Annotated in this window: 15 protein-coding genes; 9 read left to right on the top strand and 6 right to left on the bottom strand. The window is 36.3% G+C overall.

Annotated features, from left to right (window positions below):
• Position 1: 1 nt before the first annotated feature.
• Positions 2–1,114, top strand: coding sequence for a molecular chaperone DnaJ (dnaJ, locus tag MRY82_10230; protein MCI5073297.1), 1,113 nt, complete (start codon positions 2–4; stop codon positions 1,112–1,114).
• A 22-nt stretch (positions 1,115–1,136) separates the two neighbouring features.
• On the opposite strand, the gene MRY82_10225 is transcribed toward dnaJ, so the two are convergent.
• From MRY82_10225 to MRY82_10210, 4 genes are all read right to left on the bottom strand, one after another.
• The gene (locus tag MRY82_10225) at positions 1,137–4,343 is read right to left on the bottom strand and encodes a UvrD-helicase domain-containing protein (protein ID MCI5073296.1); all 3,207 of its coding nucleotides are present in this window, start codon (positions 4,341–4,343) and stop codon (positions 1,137–1,139) included.
• Positions 4,331–7,258 carry a PD-(D/E)XK nuclease family protein gene (locus MRY82_10220; protein MCI5073295.1) on the bottom strand — a complete coding sequence of 976 codons (2,928 nt, stop codon included), beginning with the start codon at positions 7,256–7,258 and terminating at the stop codon, positions 4,331–4,333. The genes MRY82_10225 and MRY82_10220 overlap by 13 nt, the downstream gene beginning before the upstream one ends.
• A gap of 9 nt (positions 7,259–7,267) precedes the next feature.
• Positions 7,268–7,774 carry a hypothetical protein gene (locus tag MRY82_10215; protein ID MCI5073294.1) on the bottom strand — a complete coding sequence of 169 codons (507 nt, stop codon included), beginning with the start codon at positions 7,772–7,774 and terminating at the stop codon, positions 7,268–7,270.
• A gap of 84 nt (positions 7,775–7,858) precedes the next feature.
• Positions 7,859–9,700 (bottom strand): S41 family peptidase, encoded by a 1,842-nt coding sequence (locus MRY82_10210; GenBank protein MCI5073293.1) that lies wholly within the window; start codon positions 9,698–9,700, stop codon positions 7,859–7,861.
• A 183-nt stretch (positions 9,701–9,883) separates the two neighbouring features.
• Here MRY82_10210 and MRY82_10205 point away from each other — a divergent pair, with 183 nt between their 5' ends.
• Positions 9,884–10,399 carry a hypothetical protein gene (locus tag MRY82_10205; GenBank protein MCI5073292.1) on the top strand — a complete coding sequence of 172 codons (516 nt, stop codon included), beginning with the start codon at positions 9,884–9,886 and terminating at the stop codon, positions 10,397–10,399.
• A gap of 328 nt (positions 10,400–10,727) precedes the next feature.
• On the opposite strand, the gene MRY82_10200 is transcribed toward MRY82_10205, so the two are convergent.
• The gene (locus MRY82_10200; GenBank protein ID MCI5073291.1) at positions 10,728–11,411 is read right to left on the bottom strand and encodes a uracil-DNA glycosylase; all 684 of its coding nucleotides are present in this window, start codon (positions 11,409–11,411) and stop codon (positions 10,728–10,730) included.
• A 422-nt stretch (positions 11,412–11,833) separates the two neighbouring features.
• Here MRY82_10200 and MRY82_10195 point away from each other — a divergent pair, with 422 nt between their 5' ends.
• From MRY82_10195 to MRY82_10165, 7 genes are all read left to right on the top strand, one after another.
• A complete protein-coding gene (locus tag MRY82_10195) occupies positions 11,834–13,399 on the top strand; it encodes a phosphoenolpyruvate carboxykinase (GenBank protein MCI5073290.1) in 1,566 nt (521 codons plus the stop codon).
• Positions 13,400–13,503: 104 nt separating this feature from the next.
• On the top strand, positions 13,504–14,895 hold the full coding sequence (locus MRY82_10190) for a TolC family protein (protein ID MCI5073289.1): 1,392 nt from the start codon (positions 13,504–13,506) through the stop codon (positions 14,893–14,895).
• An 89-nt stretch (positions 14,896–14,984) separates the two neighbouring features.
• Positions 14,985–15,761 (top strand): ABC transporter substrate-binding protein, encoded by a 777-nt coding sequence (locus MRY82_10185; protein MCI5073288.1) that lies wholly within the window; start codon positions 14,985–14,987, stop codon positions 15,759–15,761.
• A 121-nt stretch (positions 15,762–15,882) separates the two neighbouring features.
• On the top strand, positions 15,883–17,304 hold the full coding sequence (locus MRY82_10180; protein MCI5073287.1) for a radical SAM protein: 1,422 nt from the start codon (positions 15,883–15,885) through the stop codon (positions 17,302–17,304).
• Complete coding sequence (locus tag MRY82_10175) at positions 17,301–18,074, top strand: DUF547 domain-containing protein (protein MCI5073286.1); 774 nt, start codon at positions 17,301–17,303, stop codon at positions 18,072–18,074. The genes MRY82_10180 and MRY82_10175 overlap by 4 nt, the downstream gene beginning before the upstream one ends.
• Positions 18,061–18,618 (top strand): chalcone isomerase family protein, encoded by a 558-nt coding sequence (locus MRY82_10170; protein ID MCI5073285.1) that lies wholly within the window; start codon positions 18,061–18,063, stop codon positions 18,616–18,618. The genes MRY82_10175 and MRY82_10170 overlap by 14 nt, the downstream gene beginning before the upstream one ends.
• On the top strand, positions 18,619–19,044 hold the full coding sequence (locus MRY82_10165) for a hypothetical protein (GenBank protein MCI5073284.1): 426 nt from the start codon (positions 18,619–18,621) through the stop codon (positions 19,042–19,044).
• A gap of 592 nt (positions 19,045–19,636) precedes the next feature.
• Here MRY82_10165 and MRY82_10160 read toward each other — a convergent pair.
• Positions 19,637–19,972: a PilZ domain-containing protein gene (locus tag MRY82_10160; GenBank protein ID MCI5073283.1), complete on the bottom strand. Its 336-nt coding sequence runs from the start codon at positions 19,970–19,972 to the stop codon at positions 19,637–19,639.
• Positions 19,973–20,114 lie beyond the last annotated feature (142 nt).

Raw genomic sequence — 20,114 nt, 5'->3', positions numbered from 1 at the left:
TATGGCAACGCAACGTGATTATTATGAAATTTTATCAGTTTCAAAAACGGCAACAGCAATAGAAATAAAAAAAGCTTATCGAGTTTTGGCTCGTCAATATCATCCTGATCTTAATCCAGATAATCAAGAGGCAGAAACCAAATTCAAAGAATGTTCTGAAGCCTATGAAGTGTTGAGGGACGAAAAAAAACGAGCGATATATGATCAGTATGGACATGCAGGTCTCAATCAGCAAGGGTTTTCTGGCTTTAACAATATGGATGATGTGTTTTCATCCTTTGGTGATATTTTTGATAGTTTTTTTGGGGGTGGCTTCTCATCAGGTTCCAGGCGCCAAGGCCCTAGACGTGGCAATGATTTACAAGTTCAATGCAGCATAAGCTTCAAAGAAGCTGTCTTTGGCTGTGAAAAAGAAATTGAAATAGAACGTGAAGTAACATGTCAAACATGCGATGGCCAAGGCCATGATAAAGAGCATGAGCCCGTCACCTGTGATCAATGTCAAGGCTATGGACAAGTCCAACAAAATCAAGGATTCATTTCTATTGCCCGTACCTGTCCTCAGTGTAGAGGCGCAGGAAGGATCATTACCCATCCATGCAAAGACTGTTCAGGCTCTGGTAGAGATGCAGAAAGAAAAACAGTTAATGTGGATATTCCTGCTGGCGTAGAAAATGGTATGCAAGTTCGTCTCAGTGGAGAAGGTGAAGCGGGTAGTCAAGGTGGCCCTAGCGGCGACTTGTTTGTCTTTTTAGACATTGCTGAGCATGATCTATTTAAACGACAAAACGAGCATCTTTACCGCAAACTTGATATTGGTATGGCGCAAGCTGCTCTAGGAACCACATGCACGGTAGAAACTTTAGATGGTCATGAAGATATCACCATCCCAAAAGCATCACAGCCCGGTGACTTAATTACCATTAAAGGTAAGGGCGTTCCTTATTTAAGACGCAAAGGGCGTGGTAACCTTTATGTACAGCTTAATGTTACAATACCAGAGCGTTTAAGCAGCAAACAAAAAGAATTACTAGAAGCATTTGCCAAAGAAAGCGGTGAAAAAATTGCTGATAGCAAAAGCATTAAAGATAAAATAAAAAAAACCTTTTCTTGATTGTGTTCAAGTGTAACGAATATTAAATATTGATTTTCATAGCTTGTTGATGTTTTACAAACAAAACATAGGCTTGATTTAATTCAATGTTGTGGCTTTTTAAAGCTTGTTGATAACGTTTGATTTGTGGCAAATACAGTTGTGTCTGTTGGTGTAAGTCTTTGTGTTCAAGTTCATCAGTCTTATAATCGATTAGCGTCCAGTGCTGCCCATCATGGAATAGAAGATCAATGTACAAAGACTCAAGACGCTGCTTCGCGTTTTTAATCAATAAAGGGTATTCTGCATGGCAGGTAGGTGCTTTTTTTGCCTGTTGAATCAAAGGATGGTTGAGACAATGTTGCACCAAAAGTAAAAGCTCTTTTTTATGGTTTTGATTGATTGCATGTTGATGTATGACGGTATCAAGATGTTGTGGATTAAAGTTTAAGTTGGCTAAGTCTTGCATAACTTTATGAAACACACTACCAAAATAACTTTTTTCAATTTTAGCTAAAGAAGCGTGTAAATTTTTTTCCTCATTATTTTCTTTTTTAGGCAAAGAAAAGTACTCATCCAGTGATCTGTGTAAATCTTTAATGGCTGACTGTGCTTGTTGATAGTTTTGCCAAACCGTATCTGCATCCAATGCAGCTATAGATGAAACATCAGGCTGTGTTGTTTTAGCTTTGTTATTCATGTCTAGCTTCGTGCTTGTTTTAAAAGGGCTTAAGAGTGTTTGTGTCTCTTGTAAAACAGGCTCTAACAAAGCATGATAGCTGTCTTTGTAGTTATTGCTGGAAAAACGACTCATGACTAAACGATCTTTAGCCCGTGTGCAGGCAACATACAAGAGCCGCTTTTTTTCTTGTAATATAGAACTGCGTTCATAGTTTAACATTTGAGTGTAGTTTTGAGTATGCATATTTTGACCGCTATGGCTATAGCCAAAGCTATAACGATGTAAGTGAGCATGGCTTAAAAAATTTGAAAAAGGCATAGATTTGCTGGCCAGTTGGGCCATGATGACCACAGGAAATTCTAGTCCCTTCGATTTATGCATGGTCATCAATTGAACGGCATTGATGTTTTGCGTGTTGATTGGGGCTTCGGGTTGATCATGGCTTTTGTCTTGATTGGACAAGCACCACTGGGTGAAGTCATACAAATGACCAGATACAGAGTTTTCATAATACTGAGTTAAAAGAATAAATTTTTCAATGTTTGCCTGTGCTTGAGCATGATGCTTTCTTAAGGCCAAGGCTGGGTACACAGAAAAATTTTTCAAAATAAAGCTTAAAACATCACTTAAACTGTATTGAACCGTTTTATGTAAGTCATGATAACATTTTTGTAAGCTTGATAACGCTTGTTTTAGTGGAGTATTTAAATGTTCTAACAATGTATCATTGATATCTAAGATACAGACACTCCTCTTTTGCTTATACAAAGAAAAAATATCTTGATCATGAATGGCAAGATAACAACTCTTTAAGGCAGCAACCAAAGCAATAGAATCTGTTGGGTTGGCTAGAGCATGTAAAATATAAATAAGGCCTTCAATTTCTGAGCGTTTAAAAAATGAGCGGCTACCCTGAGATAAAAATGGAATAGCATGCTTTCTTAAACTTTCTTCTAAGTAGTCCAGTCCAGTGCTGGTAGGATAAATTAAAGCAATATCTTTTGCTTGTGCAGGTCTATAAGATCCGGACGCCTTATCATAGATAAAGGGTTCTTTTTTTTGTAAAAGTTGATCAATATATTGAGCAATGCACTGAGCTTCTTCTTGTAATAATTGTTGAGTGTTAAGCTGAGCATGGTCTTCTTTGGGTTCCAATGTAACAATTGCCGGATCTTTTCCGCTATGCGAAGGCAAAGCTTGTAAAGCATGATAATGTTCTTTTAAAAGCTTAGAAAAACCAACATTAATCCATTCAATGATTTTTTCTGAGGATCTAAAATTTTGTACAATAGGCTTATGTTGTTGTTTATGTTTAAAATCTTCTGTGGCCTGGGCATAAGTTTCTAAACTTGCTCCACGGAAACGATAGATAGATTGTTTAGGGTCACCGACAATAAAAGTGCTGTGGTGCACATCACTTTGATGCAAGCCACAGAGCAACCAAATTAATTCTTTTTGTATAGGGTCAGTGTCTTGAAATTCATCAACAAAAAAACAACGGTACATACTTTGAAAATATTGCCGTACAGAGCTATCTTCTTTAACCAACTGTAAGGATAAAGTAATAAGGTCATCAAAATCAAGTAGGCTATCTTCTTTTTTTTGCTGGTCAACAAAACGAATAAAATCTTTAAGTAAAAACAAAGTATCGTTGGCTATGCAGTGCCCCAGTTGTGTTTGCATTTGTTCAAGTTGTTGTTTAAGGTGAGCAAAGCTTGTTTTAATATATTTTAAAGTTTTTTCATCCTTCCATTTTTTTTGTGAGCCATCTCTAGAAGAAATTTTTAATTGAAACATAATACTGTTGATGTGTTCAATAATATTTTGTTCACTTAAATACTGAAGTTTAATCACCATGCTTTCAATAGCTTGATAAGCCTTGTCTTCTTTATCATCACAGTAAGCATGAGACAGATCGGATAATTTTTTGTAGCTATTGAATAAAGAAACAATAAAGCTTTTTGTATCAGGCCAAGGTATGGTTTTTAAAAGAGTATGCTTGAAGAAAGCTCTATTATCGTAAGCTTGCATGCATAAAGTTTTAACTTTTCTTACATCAATATCATAGGCATTCAAGCGATATAAAACCTGACTGGAATCCGAAGAATTTAGATTTTTTTCTGAATTTAAATCACTCAAACAATGATTTAAAAAGAGGTTAAAGCAATGATCTAAAAAGGCGCGCTGCTGAAGGGGATCCAGCTGTGTAAAACCAGGGTCTAAACCGGCAGCAAAAGGTTTTTGATGAAGTAGGTTTGAACAAAATGCATGGATGGTAGAAATAGGTGCACTGTAAACGTCTTTGGCTAAATCTGGACGTTGTTTTTTGAGCAGCAAGTCATGAATTCTTTGTTTAAGTTCTAGAGCAGCTTTTTCAGTAAAGGTAATAGCAACACATTGACTCAAAGGAACAGCATGATTTAAAACAGTATTAACATAACGATGAGACAGTAACGTTGTTTTTCCAGTTCCTGCTCCAGCCTCAATTGATAGGTTTTTTTGAGTTTGCTCTGTGGCCAGTTGGCGAACAGCGTGGTCTAAAGGAGTGAAGGTATCTAATTGTTCCATAGGTCCTCCAGAATTGATTTTAGCTTTGAACTGTTTTGAATTTGCTGCGCACGCTTAAGGACATTGCTTTGGCAGATCATTTGATAATCACAAAATTGACAATGTTGGGCATTGTTGCCTGGGTTTTGAAAAAAAATACCGTGATCAATGCCTTGACCTAAAGAGAAAATCAACTGATAAAAATCGTCAAGATGCTGTTCCAAATATTCTCCACTTAAATATCTTTCATTAAAGTTTTGTTTTGGGTCAACGCTAACCATGCGGGCTTTCATATTTTTTAAAGGAATATGCTTAAACTGTTTTTGACAAAGCAATAAATAAATGGCCATTTGTATGGTCTTGCCTTGAGCAAAATCATTGTTTTTGGCAGAAACTTTTCCTGATTTGTAATCAATGACATGCAGGTAGTGTCCAGAAGAATCAATATCAATCCGATCAACCTTACCTCTAAAATAAAGTTTTTTCCCCTTGTACTCTATGCATAAGGGTTCATCACGAGAGTAAGTTTTATCTTCATCACCGCTTTTAAACGAACCAAAACGCATTTCCAAGGCTATAGGAACGTAGTCGGCATTGCGCATATGTTCATATGCAATAAAGCTTTTAATTCTTTGATACAGGTTAATATGTTCTAAGGGCCACAATTGTGGTTTTTTTAAACTGTAGGTTTGTTGCTTATGATTAAGGTGATCAAAAATTTCTTTGAGCCAAATGGTTTTTTGTTCTAGGTCACTCTTTTTTTGTTTTAAGCAACGCTTATAAAATAAAAAAAGAACATGATGCAAGAGCTCACCTTTTTCCATAGGATGTAAACCATAGATATCTTGTGGCCAATGATCAGTGTGTAAAGCTAAAACATCATGTAAAAAATATTGATAAGGACAGGTTGCATAGCGTTGTAAGGCTGTAACGGAATAGTTTTCTCGTGGTTTATCTGAAATGTTCAAGTGCCCACTGTAGGCATCAAATGTTGTTTCTGGGTTAAGATAAGATTGCATCCAGTGAATATTTTGTTTAAGCCAAGGGCTTTTTTGAGAAAAGTTTTCTATTTGATCTTTATGCATAGATTGTAAATCTAAACTTAAATTGTTTTTTTCATATTCAAGAACAGAGGAAAAGTTTTCATTCGTTAAATGTGCGTTGACCACGGGATAATCAATATAATCAAATACTACGCTTTGTTGTAAGGCTTGATCTTTAAGGTGGTCATGTTGACTATGAAAAAGATCAACCTTTGAGCATGAGGCAACGAGTTGTTTGAATATTGCAATATCTTTTTCATAGTGATCAATGATAGGAGCAGTATCTAGATCTGGCTTTTCTATACTGAGTAAGTTTAAAGCTTGATCTGGCTTGGGAAAAGTTTGTTGGTTCAGACCTAAAATAAAAACATGGTCAAAACTAAAAAAAGCAGCGTAGTCAATAGGAGCCAAATATACACCACTTTCGTGCATTTTTTTTCCAGATTCACCTGAAGAAGGCATCAATAAAAATTGTTTTAAAGCAAACAGTAAAAGGTTAGGTTTAAACTGAGTATTGAGGCTTTCAAGTGTATTAAAATATTTCTGCAAATCAAACAAGAGTGAGTGCTCAAGCTCACGCGACAAACAGTTTTCATCAATAAAGTGATTTAAAAAAACAACAAGCTGCTTGATATAACCACTGTATGAAGAATTATTTATAAAAAGATCATGGATGCCTTTTAAAATTTGTTTTAAATAAGAAAATTGCTCTAGCTTACTGTTTTGAAGAAGCTCCTGATTAAAAATTCGATTTTTTTTCAGTAAAGAGATCACTTCATTTTTAATAAGTAATTTCTTCTTTCCAGGAAAATCAAGAATTAATTTAATAATATCGTCTTGCTCTTGTTTACTTTGATGATAATCGATTAATAGACTTAAGACTTTGCCCATTTGCGATTTAGCTATAGATTTGTTGATGGGGCAATAATAAGGGATGCCTTGTTGCTTAAATAATGTTTTACAAATATTGAGATAGTGTTGGTTGGGCACCAAAACACTTACGGTGTTTAGCTGCTTAGGTTCAGTATAGATATATTTGACGAGAAGCGTTGTTAATTTTTCTAACTCATTCTTTTCATTAAGACAGGCATGTATGGTGATAGGTTTTTTTTCAACACTGGAATTTTTATCATTGAGGTCTTGCATGCTCAGGTGTGAAAATAAATTTTGAGCAGGTGAGTCACTCAAGAGCCATAAAGATTTTTTTTTAAATTTTATGTTTGATAATAAATTAAATTGAACGGGTGAAAAGTCATAAAAACCATAAACCAAAAGTGTATGTGGAATAGTGTGATTAGGGTTGTTGCTTAAGCAAGAAGAAACATACTTTAAAAAAGAATCTTGTGTATTATAGTGTTGAGAAAAATTTTCCTGATATTTTTTATACAAAGCCTGCAAATCTTCATGTTGGTTAGGCCAAGTAGAGATGTTATTTTTGTCTAAGTAAGCATAGCTTGTGTTTAGAGTGTTGATAAAGGCGGCTTTACTTTTTAAAAAATTCAAGTTTGAATTGGGTACATCGTAATTAAAAAAATCATAGCATAATTCATACAGTTTCAGTTGGCTTAAGCTTTTATCCAAAATAGGTTTGCCAACCTCAATATCTAAAGTAGATAAAACCATTTTTGCTAGGTCAAAAAAAGTAATAAAGTAAATAGGGTAAGTGAGTAAACCTTTTTGGCTTAAATGATGTTTTAAGTGATTGGCAAGAAGGTTTGAGTGAACCAGCACATAGGTTTTGTTGTCGCTAGAAGATTTCTTGTTTTTTTCTAAAAGATAAGTGTATAGATTTTGCTTCAGTTGAGTGCTTTTAAAGTGATGATAAACACTAAACTGATCAGAATCAACTTCTTCATTAGATCCAGCTTGATCAAAAAGTAAACCTTGTTGCATAAAATAAAGTTAAGAGAGAGTGTTGATCAAAGCATCAATGGCTTCATGAATATCAGGGTCTTCATGGTTGAGTTTGGCAATACGCAGTTTTGCACAGGCCAAGGTTTTTGCAGCTGTGTTTTGTTCTGATGCCTGGTTTTGTATTTGAGCAAGAACATCAAGCAGAGTACCTTCATCTTCAATATCAAGTAGAGTTATAAGATCATCCCAAACTCTGGGTAGACCATGACTTTCAATATACAATAAAGCTTGTTTTTGAAACTCACGTCCTTTTGCCTGGGCTAAGCTCTTCCAAGCTTTGCTTTGAGCAGGGTTTTTTTTAGGTTTAAACAATTCGTCTAGAGCTTTTTTAGCCTGACTTTGTTTTTGTTTTTCTTGGTGGCTGTTTGTTTTTTTATGTTCGTGATCAGAAGAACGGTAAGGGTTTTTACCATCTTTTTTTGCATCAATATCTCGCCAAGAAGCTTTGTTGTCACGGTTCATTTGCTTTTCTTTTTTATCAAAATAACTGCTCATGCTATCAATGTATTGAAAGTTGAACTTAAAGTAAAGAGCTATAATTTTACCTTAAAAGCTCCATAACACCTTTTTAAAGGTGCTTTACTGTAACTCAATAAGTTGAGAAAAATAAACATCGGATATATCCAATAAGCAATCTTGCTCTTCAATAATAAGCGTGAAGTCGCTTGGAACTTGGCAGCCAGCAGGCAGCTGATTAAGTTGTAAATTTTCAAGCAAAGCTTTATTTATCAATGGTGTAGTATCCAAGTTACTCTCTAAATCAAGCTTACCTGGATTGCTTGCAATGGGGGTGCTGTGGTCATCAAAATTAACCAAACTGAGATAGTCAGCAATATTAACAAAACTGCTTTGATCAAAGGGGTTGTTGTGTTCTTTGTGCAAAAGCTGAGGCTTTAAAAAATGGGAGTCTCCTGCCGGAGAGAAGTAGTAATTTTGCAACAGTGACCGATTCATTGGAATATCAGCAAATAGTCCATCTTTAGAGCTTTGACCGATAAACTTTCCAAAAGACTGTTCACCAATAATCATGGCAGCTTGGTGGTCTTTCATGGCAGCGGCAAAGATTTCGGATGTGCTTGCTGAACGGCGATTGAGCAAAAGGATAATGTTGGGAGGATTGTTTATAAAGTAATTGCTTCTCAGATCTTGTTCAGTAGTAAGGGTATGATAGATAAAGTCTTTTCCTTGCCATGATGCACGCATAGATTGAGAAGTTTTGTCTGCGGTTTTTCCAACAGTTGATAAAGCATTACTGATGAGTGTTTTTTTAGGAAAGAAATACTCAGCCAAATGTGTTGCCAAGTGAAGGTATCCACCTTGATTTTCTCTTAAGTCAATAACTATATTTTTTGGATACGTCCCAAATTCATCAATGTAATATTGAATATCATTTGTAAAAATATGTTTTAAATCTTCTTTTAATTGCTCTGAGCGAAAAGATCTTATTTTGATCACGAAGCTTGGCATAGAATAATGTGCACTGGGGTAAGTATAACTGTATGCATATAAAGAGGGTAAAGACTCAAGAGGCAAAGCATAAAGTTCATATTCACGGCTATCTGGCTTGTAAAGTTTTACCCAAAGTTTATCGGCATCTTCATTTTTAGACAGCTCTTGCAAAGTTTTAGACAGTGTTTGTTGGTTGATGTTGAGGCAGTTTTCTTCTGATTCAGAAAAACAAAGCGCAACAATGTACTTGCCAACCAAATCTTTTCGGTATTGATTTAAAACGCTTCTTGGGTGAACCGCCTGAATAAATAAATAGTTGGGCTTACGAACTTTAGAGTCACCGTCTGTATTGGTAGCTAAAGCGTAAGAATAGTCAGGGCGATTCAATAAAACCAGTCCCAGGATTTTTTGTTGAACAGAGGAGTCTTTGCCATAACTTAATTTAGATAAACCGCCATCAGAAAAATTTAAGAAGTATTGATAAACAATTAAATAGGTTTCAATCAATTTGGCATTATTGTCTTCACTTAAATTTAAATTAAAAGAAGCTTTGTTTGATAAAGCATCAATTAAGGCACACTGTTCTTTTTCTGTAGAAGGAAGCTCAACCAAAAGGTTGTTTTCTTCAAGCTCAATCCATGCATTAAAGTCAATTTCAGTTTTATCGGGATAGCTTTGTAAAAAAGACAAAGCATGTTGTAACAAAGTATTTTTGTCATTATGATTTCTAAGAATATGTTGATCTAAGGTTTCATTAAGTAAGCTATGAAAACGACCACACATCTGTTCCCGTTTAGTCGTAAAAAGCCCGGCCTGTTTTTCTGGAGCAATAACATCGAGTATTGTTTTTTCAGGAGTTGATCCATGTTTATCTGAATCTTTAGGGGAGTGTTTTTTTGAACAGCCGCTGTGAAAAAAAGCCAAAAAAGTAATGACACAGATAAAAAAGTATGTTTGATAAGATCTAAACATTGATATCAGACCTATACAAAATTAAGCGACGCAATGCAAAGAAGAAAAGCAGCGTTGAAAACTAAAGTTTTTTAATTGTAAAAAACACTTGTTTTCTTTACATTTTTTTTTGTGATTGGTAGACATGTCACAACTAAGAACAAAGTTCTTTGTTGAAGTTTAATTAAACGGAGGAAAATATAAATGAAAAAACTATTGGTATTAGGCTTAGCCCTATTGACAACTGTTGCTTTTGCAAAAGACAACGCTAACAAATTCGCTATCGGTTATCAAACTGGTTTAGCAGAAGGTATTACTGGTGGTGCTGACACTGGTTTAGGTAACTGGTCAGTAAAGTACGGCGTTTCTTCAAACGTAACAGTACAAGCTATTGTTGGTTTCAACGCATTGGAAGATGCTCCTGAAGCTCTAAACTTAGGTGCACGCGTACTTTATGACGTAGTTGAGCAAGAAAACTCAGACTTCTACGTAGGTGCAGGTGCAGTGTACAGCACAGGTGACAACATTGTTACTGGTGGCGACGCAACTGCAATCAGAATCTCTGTTCCTCTAGGTGTAGAGTGGAGCTTTGCAGGTCTTCCAGAAATCGGATTCAGTGCTGAAGCTGGTTTAGCGATTGACTTAGATACAGAAGCTGAAACAAGCCAACTAACAACTGTTGGTGGTGGTTTTGGTGTAGGTATCCACTACTACTTCTAAGCTGAATTATTAGCTTAATAAATAAAAAAGCCGTGTTCGCAAGAGCACGGCTTTTTTTTTATGGAAAGACATTAAATAGCTGGTTATCTTTAGAGTGCTTTAAAAAAGATTTAGGACAAATTATTTTTTATGCACACTCGACTAATCAGGCTATAAAGCCCATAAGGTCTTCGCTTTTAATAAAAAAAATCTTCTTTCATGCACAAATACTTTATTCAATGACTATAAACATGTTTGAAGAAATATTTATCCTAAATTAGTTCAAGGCAAGCTTTGAACTAGAGAGCGTGTATCAAGCCCTACATTTTCAATAGCAATGTATCGTTTGTTAATGATTTAGAATATTTTTTGCACTTAAAAAAACATCATCCAACATGGCTTGGGTTAGTTTTTTAGTGAAGGTGTTTTGTTGGCTGGGGTGATAACTGCACACTATAGTATAGGGCTCTGCTTTTAGCTGTAAACCATGTTTGTATTTTAATTTGGGTGAAGGAAGCTTTGCAAGAGAATGGTGTTTCAGTGTTTTTAATAAAGCATCATAAGCGTACTGCCCCAAGCAAACAATCAGTTTTAAATGGTTTAAAGCTTGAAGCTCTTGAGTTAAAAAGTGCAAACAATTATCGCGTTCATTTGTTTTGGGTTTATTCTCTGGCGGTGCGCAGTGAACGACATTGCTGATCCAAGTATTGATTAATTGTAAGCCGTCATCTTTGTGTCTTGAAGATGCTTGATTGCATAAACCTGCTTTGTGCATAGACCTAAATAACCAATCACCTGAACTGTCACCAGTAATTAAACGACCCGTCCTGTTGGCACCATGCGCACCAGGGGCCAAGCCTAAAACAAGTATTTGCGCCTTAGGATCACCAAAAGAAGGAACTGGTTTAGACCAATAAGCTTCATTTTTATATGCTGCGCGTTTGTGGCTTTTAATATGCTTTTGCCAATCCAGCAAGCGTGGGCATTGCTGGCAGTTGATGATGGCTTTGTTGATTTGATCAAGCGCTTGCATAAACAAAAAATTTATAACATAGCAGAATATTTTTTAAAATAATGTGCAGGCAACTTAACTCGTTTATTCGCAAACATTTTATCAGGCACCAAGAGCTTCAGCTACCTTTTATACCTTTTAGTAGAGTAAGCAATACAGTGGAACAGTTTTTTGAATAAAAAGTTGTTTTATGCTTGCACTAGATACAAAATAATAAATGATTTACGACTGAATCTTTAAGAGAGCTGTTAGAACCAGGCATTGATGCAAAGCATAAAATTCTTGCATTTACTTAGAAAGTATCGTATGAGTGGGTTTTCAAAGTCAGGGGGTTGGACTTGGGTTTTTTGATAATTATTTGAAATCAAAAGACTTTTTCAATTAGATTTGAGAAAAATATAAAAAAATGGTAATAGTGGCAAAAAATTTTCAAAGGATGCACAATGATACAAACACAAGTGAAAGAGAACAGCATGGTGACCCAAAACAGTAAAAAACAACCGTCAGAGTTTACAGTTCAACCTCAAGCAGCCGACGTTATTAAAAATAGCAGTCGTGAAGAACTAAGAATGATGGCAAAACAAGAAGAAAAAACCACGGAATATTATAGTGCAGCTTATGTTGCCAAGTTTAAAGCCAGAAGTGCTGCCTTTACCCGTACAACAGTCGATAAACAAGTGACTGCCGAAGATAGAAAAGTTATTCAAGAGATTCAAGAATATCTAAAAACCACCAGCGTGATTGAAGTAGACAGACAACTTTGTCAAGGTGACAATGCTTATGCTTGTCGTTTATGGGTCACTAAAAAATATGCCCGTTTAGCGCACATGTTTCACGCAAGTTTGGGTAAAATTACCAAAAATTTTGATCAGCCAGATATGTTTGTGGTTGATGTTCCGGAGTATCCAGGAGAGAGACGTATTTTGGTTGATCCTGATGCATGTGTTACCTATGTACTGGGCTCTGACTATTATGGAGAAATCAAAAAAGCCTTTTTAAGAATGGCCATGTACGATGGTAAACAAAAGGGTGGTTTGGGTTTGCACGCTGGATCAAAAGAAGTGTGGGCTAAAAATGTAAAAACAGGCGAAATTGATCGTTCAGGCATTTTGTTCTTTGGTTTATCAGGCACGGGTAAAACCAGCTTAACTTGTCATGACTTTAATCTTGATACCGATGCTGGTGAAAAAGTAAGGGTCAGACAAGATGATGTTGTGATTTTGCAAAGTAACGGTTCAGCCAAAGGCACAGAAATTGAAGGGTTTTACATCAAAACAGAAGGTTTAAGTCCTGTTGATCAAGAAGCATTGTATCAAGCAGCCACTTGCAAAGAAGCCATTTTTGAAAATGTGTGGGTAGATGATGCTGGCAATGTTGATTTTGATAACTGTGAGATTTCTCAAAATGGCCGTGCTGTAGTACCGGTATCCAAAGTGATCAACACCGATGGTGATATTGATATGCCTTTGGCCAATAAGATCTTTTTTATCACTCGCAATCCGTTGAGTCCGCCTATTTCAAAATTAAGCCAAGAGCAAGCAGCTGTTGCATTTATGTTGGGTGAGTCCATTAAAACTTCAGCGGCAGACCCTAATGCTAAAGGTGAAGCTGTACGTGAAGTGGGTACCAATCCTTTTATTGTCGGTTCCAAAGATGAAGAAGGCAATCGTTTTTATGAGATTTTAAAGAACAACCCCAGAATTGAGTGCTACTTGCTTAATACGGGTAAATTTGGCAGCCAAGAAAAATCAGAAAAAATTAAGATTATGGATACCATTGCCATGCTAACAGCAGTGTGCAGAGACGCCATTGAATGGGCTAAAGATGAGACTTTAGATGTAGAGATTCCAGTCAATATTGAAGGCATTGACATGAATCGTTTTGCTGCAGAAAATTTTTGGAGCAAAGAAGAGTTTTCTACAGCGCTTAAGGAATTAAGAGAGGCACGCAAAGAATGGTTGGATCAGTTTCCAGCATTGGAAGCATCTATCAGCAATGCTTTATATTAAAAGAATCCCCAACTAAAGAACAATAAAAAAAGCCCACAAAGTTTTCGCTTTGAGGGCTTTTTTACTTGGCCAAGTATGACTAAAACAGGTAAAAAGCGAAGAAAATGAAACATTTAGCAAAAATAAGCCTTGTACTTTTTGTCTATTGTATCAGTGGAGACACTTTTGCACAGACACAAAGCAAATCAGATCAAGGCGCAAAGAAAATTACTTTGAATACGGCCATTGAATCGGCGATGCAAAACGCACCACAGCTAGAAATTTCTGAGCAGGAGTTGGCCATGCGACAAGCGCAACATAATAGAGCCAAGTCCAACATGATTTTACCTGAATTTGAAATCAATATCCTGACCGGGGTTGTTCCTGATTTACCAGAAGGCTTTGGGCCTGAAAATGACTTTCCGGATTACAATGCCAATCTTAAAGGTTTGGGACCGTTTATTCGCAGCAAGTTAACCTTTATTCAGCCAGTTTATCTGTTCAATCGTTTGAATAACCTAAAAAAAGCTGCCCGCAACGGTGTTTTATCGGCTGAAGAAGGCTTAAAAGCCAAACAAAATGAAATTATAGAACAAGTGCAAACGGTTTATTGGACGCATGTTTATTTGCAAAATTTAAAAGACTTTATTGCAGAACTTTTGGATCGAGCCAATCAAGCCAAGGATAGAGTTATTGAGCGTCTTGATAGCGGCTCAGGGGAAGTAACTGATATTGATTTAATGCGCATTAAAGTATTCATTAATGAAACCAAACGACGAGCTGCAGATGCTCAAAGAGGGTTGGATGTTGCTGAATATTCACTAAAATTGTTAATGGGACTTGATAGCCAACAAAAAATTAAAATTGTAGACAGTAAACTTCCCAAACCAAAACTAGACTTACAAAGCAGTGAGTATTATTTAGCTCGGGCAAAAGTGGCACGACCAGAAATGCAGCAGCTTGAAAAAGCAGTTTTGGCTCAAAAACATTTAATGTTGTCTAAAAAAGCTGAGTTTTTCCCCAATATTTTTATTGCTGGACAATGGGAGTTGTCGGATGCACCGGGTAGAGCAGCCTTTTCTAACCCCTATATTAACGATGGCTTCAACAGAAATATTTTTGGCGCTAGTTTTGGTATCCGGCAAAACTTATCGTTTCATAATATTGCAACAGAATACAAGGAAGAAAAAATAAAACTTAAACTCGCACAAAGTCGCGCAAACCTAGCCTTACAAGGTATAGAGCTAGAGATAAGAGACAAATATCTTAATCTAAAGGCTAAAAAACAAGCTTATGATAGTTCAACACAAGCCTTAAAATCTGCCAGAAGTTGGGTTTTATCCACCACTTTAAATTTTGGAGCGGGTCTTATGGATGCAAGAGAGCTGTTGGAGTCTTTTGTAGGCTATGCCAGTGTCAAAACCAGCTTTTTTGATGTACTCTACAATTATCATAAAGCACGCTTTGCTTTAAGGCGGGCTATTGGTGAAGATTTATTGATTGAAAAAAACAATTGATTTGCTCTTGCATGCTTGGCAAAAGAGCTTATCTTGTCTAGAATCAAACGAGCAATTGGTGATAGCGCTTAAACAGCGAGGAGAATAAGATGAAATATTTAATGGTTTTGGTTTTAACGGGCTTGATGGCCTCCTGTGCAAATAAAGGCAATGCAGTTAAGGCGAGCAATGAACAGGTTAAACAAGCAAATGCAGAAATAAAAGCTTTGGACAAAAATAAGCAAGAAAAAAATGTTGCAAGCACCAAGGATGTAAAAAGTATTCAGAAGCCCCTGGCAGCGGAAAGTAAAAATGAACGGATTAGAATTAAATCCGAGCAAAAAAATATAGAGCAAGATCAACCCTTGGCAGTGATTGCCAACTACACAAAAAAACTACGCAGTTTTGTAGATCAACCCAATTCTAAAAATAGAGAAGATGGTATTGCGCAACAAGTAAGAGAATTTTTTAATTTTCAAGAGTTAGCCAAAAGAAGCTTGGGTCGACACTGGAACACACAAAGCAGTAAAAACCGACAACAGTTTTCTGACTTATTCATTCAGCTGGTGGAAAGCTCTTATTTGAAACGCTCACGTGATATTATTGGCGATTATGAAGTCACATTCAAGAATCAAAAAATAAAAGGTGATAATGCCAGCGTCACATCAACGGTTTCACAAGAAGATGCTAACATTGATATTCGTTATGACTTGTTGCAGCAAAATAAACAGTGGATGATTTACAACATCACATTAGATGATGTCAACTTGGTTAGAACCTATCAAAGCCAATTCAATAAAATCATAAAAGATAAAGGTTTTTCTCATCTTATCAGTTTGATGAAGAAACGGGTTGAAAACCAAGACAAAGACGATATTGCCATCTAAAAACTTACTCAACATAGGGTATAGATAGACTTCTTGCCCAGAAGAAAAATAGAGCTTTATTCTCTGACGCATCTGTGTATGATGACGTACAGATAATTCTTATAATTTTTCAAAGGCGATCATGAAAAAAACACCCAAATACCTGTCTGATGAGCAAATTCAAAACTGGAAGCCCTACTCCCACCCACCCAAGGATGGCGTTTATAAACGTCAAACCAAGCAGCGTATGCAGGATTATGGCCAATGGCATGATTATCAAATGGCAGGACGACGCTGGCCTATTGGCTGTGTGTCTTTAGAAATTACCCAGCGCTGCAATTTAGACTGTACCTTGTGTTATCTCTCTGATGCTTCTGAAGCGGTTAAAGATATTCCCCTTGCAGAAGTGTACAAACGTTTAGATGATATTTATGAACATTTTGGTCCTGAAACGGATATTCAAATCTCAGGTGGAGACCCTACCTTAAGAAAAAGAGAGGAACTGATTGCTATAGTAGAGTATGCAGCGCAATATCGGTTCAAAACTTCACTGTTTACCAACGGCATTCTGGCCAAAAGAGATTTGTTGCTGGACTTAAAGCAAGCCGGATTGGTGGATGTTGCTTTTCATGTTGATTTAACTCAGGAGCGTAAAGGGTTTAATACAGAAATTGAGTTGAATCGTATTCGTGAAAAGTACATTGAAGCTGCGCATGGCACAGGTTTAAATATTTTCTTTAACACCACTGTGTATGAAGGCAATTTTCATGAAATTCCTGATTTGGTGCGTTTTTTTAATGCGCATGCTGATAAAGTAGATTTAGCCTCCTTTCAATTACAGGCGGATACTGGACGTGGGGTTCTTAGAGAACGTGACTTTATGATCACACCAGAAACAGTTAGTGAAAAAATCAATGCGGGTGCAGGTTGCAAAATTAATTTTGACGTTGCCAATATTGGTCATCATGACTGTAATCGTTATGGCATTGCCTTGGTTGCCGGTAATAAAGCATTTAATTTTTTGGAAAAAACCAAATTATTTAAAACCATCATTCAGCAATCAGCAGAGTTTAATATTGATCGTGAAGAAAAATCCAACACCGGAAATTATTTTGCCAAGCTTGTATTAACAAATCCATCGCTATGGCTGCCATTGACGGCGTATGTGTTGAGAAAATTATGGGCCATGAAAGGTGCCTTACTTCAGTCAAAAGGAAAAGTGCAAAAGATGACCTATTTTATTCATAACTTCATGGATGAAAAACACTTGGATGAAGAGCGTTGTGAAAGCTGTGTATTTATGGTCGCAACCCCCCAGGGTCCAATTTCAATGTGTGTGCACAATGCAAAGCGAGATGACTTTATTTTGCAAAACCTCACCGTTAAAAAGGGTGAGCAAGAAGCAGTATGGAATCCATTGACAGGGACAACGGTAGACAACAACAAACAAAATCCAAATAAAAATCAATTGGATCTGAATGAATTGCCTGTGAAACGTCTTAAAGGTCGTTATCGACAAAAGAAAATTAATGGTGAAGATAGCGAAGTGCTGCCCGTAGTATGAAAAAAAATACTCAACAAAGTATAATGCTTGTCACCCTTCTTTTAAGCTTATCAGCATGCGTGCGCAAGATACCGAGCCTTCAAAACAAAACTGATTATGGTCATACTCAAGCCATCAATGCTTACAGCAGGGTTTTAAAAGAACATGTCAATGAGCAAGGGCAAGTCAATTTCAAGGATTTGGCCCAACAGCAGGATGATTTAAACCTCTATGTGTCTTATATAGCGCACACCCCTTTTTCTGAATTTACTACACAAAATGCATTGTTGGCGCACATGATCAATACGTATAATGCCATGTCCATGTACAATGTTTTAGAGAGCTTTATTCCCAGAACCAACCAGGGTTTTGGTAAAATACGCTTTTTCTTTTTAACCAAGCTGCACATTGCCAAAAAAAAGATGTCTTTGTACACGCTGGAAAACACATACATCCGTAAAAAATTTGATGAACGGATTCATTTTGCACTCAACTGCATGTCTGTTTCTTGTCCCATCTTACCCAAAAAACCATTTACTGCTGATCATATTGAACAAGAACTCAATGAAGCCAGACAGATTTTTTTTAGTGAAAAACGCAATTTACAGATCAACTCAGAAAATAAGACGGTCTATGTTTCAGAAATTTTGAGCTTTTACAAAGATGACTTTATTAATAAACAAACACCGACATTGATAGATTACATTAATCAACACACTGAGCACACTATTCCCAAGGAGTATAAAGTCAAATTCATTTCATACGATTGGACCATTCATGGCCAACAGTAGATTTATTTTTTTTATGGTTTCATTGAGTTTTGGCTTTTTTCAGCTTGAGGCCAAAGAAACGCAACTTTTCCCAGAAACGCTGACGATTGAGCAGCAAAGCTTGATAAAAATAGGCCAAGGTAAACGAAAATATTATTGGGCCAGTGTCTATGAAGCAGCGCTTTATGGTCATAAACAGCTCAAGCCCGTAAGTACGAGTAAACTTTTAAAACAAGCTTATCCAGTATTGATTCGTTTAAAGTACAATCATAAAGTTGATTTAAAAGCGACGCAAGAAGCTTGGCTTAAGTCCATAGAAAGTAATTGCCAAACCTTTTGTGATGGTATCAAAGACAGTCAAAAAAAATTTATCATGCAAGTTCAAGCCATAGAAAAAAGTGAGGTGCACGACTATCAGTTTTTAAAAACGGGTTTAAAAATTTTTAAAAATAAAAAATTGTGGATCGATATGGATGACCCTATTTTTAGTCAAGTGATTCTGCTCACCTTTATTGGTGAAAACCCTCCCACCAAACAGTTAAAAAAAGCTTTGTTGGGAGATTAAATGCAGATTGTTTTATGGATCATTCGTTATCTTTTTGTCCTTATTTATTTAACCACCTCTTTGGGTAAGCTTTTAGATAACCGTGGTTTTGCGCAAGCCATAATAGCCTATCAATTACCAGGTTTAGAGCAGATGAACGGTTTTGTTCTCAGTTTTGCACTGGCGTTTAGTTTGTTTGAACTGCTTTTGGCTTATGCACTGGCAACGCAAAAAAAATTGCTTCATACTGCTTATGCTGTAGTGGCTGTTCAGGCCATGTATCTTGTTTTGGCGCTTGTTACCCTATATCGTGGTATAGCGATTGATAACTGCGGCTGTTTTGGTGTGTTTTTACAGAGACCTTTAACCATGGCTACAGTTTATGAAGATTTGGTGCTTTTGATCATGGCAATTGTCCAAGCTTTGTTTATCAAGATATACCGTTAGTTAGGCCGCTTGGCTATATGCCGTCAATTTTTGCAAGCTGTATAAAACACAAACAACTCGTGTTCTGCCGCATGAGTGTGTATAGGCCTGTGGATAAGTCTGTGTAAAAGTCCAAAAGTATTGAAAATTAAAGGCAAGAATAAAAAATGATTAATTTTATTTACTTTTCTAAATACCTGAATTTATTAATTTTAAAAAGGTCAAATTTTTGTTTTTATTTTTTTAAAAATTTTTAAACGTTTAAGACTTATCCACAGCTGTGGATAAAGTGTTGATATAATGTATGGCAATGTATGGTATTTATACTAGAAAAATTAGACATGTTTTTCATGTAAAACCATGAATCGTGTAAAGTTATTCTCGGTATTGATGGGTGGACAGCAAAGAACAAGTACAATAAAAATAATCATCGCGCTTTCCCTATAAAAAAGTATCGATTATAACTGCCATCAAGACTCAATAAAGCATGCATATTGAAGAGATCAAGAATGGACCTTCATGGTGCAACAGGGCTGTTTAATGAATAAAAAAATAACATGTGAACCGATCTCAATCAGTCCATAGAATGGAGTTCAAAAAATTTTTCGCAAAGTTAAGTATTTTGACTGGCCATATAAAAGCTTAATTCTTTCTGAGCAATATCAGGTAGATCAGAAAACTGAACACCAATGAGCATTTCTTTGTCACTGGCTTGCGTAATACGAGTTATTTTTGCTTTTAGACTCAAAGCTGTGGCACTGCCAGGCAATATAAATTTTAAAATCACCGACTCATTGGGGGAAATATCGCTATGATTTTGGAAGTGAACCAAAAGGGCCATCCCCTGCAGTGAAAAATTTTGCGCATAACCAAAAGCTATAGGATCAATACCTTCACAATCAACGCGCATGGAGACCGGGATTCTGGGGGCTTTACGTTTTTCAATCATGGATAAGAATGTGCATAACATTATTTGGATGGGCAAAGCAATTTTATAGTGTTTTGTTCGCAGGGGGTGAGCTGACAAAAACCACGTTTTTTGTCAGTGAGGGGGAAGCGTTTCCCCCTAAGAAAACAGAGGATCAATACCT

This window comes from bacterium (genome assembly GCA_022763185.1).
Taxonomy (GTDB): domain Bacteria; phylum Bdellovibrionota_G; class JALEGL01; order JALEGL01; family JALEGL01; genus JALEGL01.
This window is presented reverse-complemented; position numbering and strand designations above follow the sequence as displayed.